This is a genomic window from Hymenobacter sp. B1770 (assembly GCF_049896385.1).
Taxonomy (GTDB): Bacteria; Bacteroidota; Bacteroidia; order Cytophagales; family Hymenobacteraceae; genus Hymenobacter.
The window spans coordinates 1-551 of record NZ_JAFCUF010000092.1 but is presented as its reverse complement, the minus strand read 5'-3'; the positions used below and the strand labels follow the sequence as shown (position 1 = coordinate 551).

At 63.5% G+C, this 551-nt stretch carries 1 protein-coding gene; it reads left to right on the top strand.

Features of this window, described 5'->3' with window-relative positions; all coding sequences use genetic code 11:
- Nucleotides 1–51: 51 nt before the first annotated feature.
- Nucleotides 52–551: glycine zipper domain-containing protein (locus ACP7AJ_RS21635; protein ID WP_426062317.1), on the top strand; the 500-nt coding region annotated here is incomplete at its 3' end.

Here is a 551-nt window from a genome sequence, read left to right as displayed (position 1 = left end):
CGGGCACCGGTCCGCTTGGCTTAACCACCTAATATTCAATTTTCCGGCCTTATGAATTACTTGAAAGCCCCCCTTTGCCTGCTTATGGCGTTCGCGCTGCTGCTGAGCGCCTGCGCGACCTCCCAACAAGCCTCGGCGCCGCCGCTCTCCACCAAGAACGGGACTGGGGCGCGCAAGACCGGTATGAATAGCACGACCAAAGGGGGCCTGTTGGGCGCCGGCGGTGGGGCGGTCGTGGGGGGCATTCTGGGCCGGGTGATAGGGGGGAAGGGCGGCACGGCCATCGGGGCCATTGCCGGGGCCGCCGTGGGAGGCACGGGCGGGGCACTCATCGGCCGCAAAATGGATAAGCAGGCGGAGGAGCTGCAGCGCGACATGGCCGACGCCAAAGTCGAGCGGGTGGGCGAAGGCATCAAAATCACGTTCAATGCCGGCATCCTCTTCGACACCAATAAGTCGGACCTGCGCCCGGCTTCCATGAGCGAAATCGACAAGATGGCCGCCGTACTCCAGAAATACCCCGACACGAACGTGCTGATAGAAGGCCACAC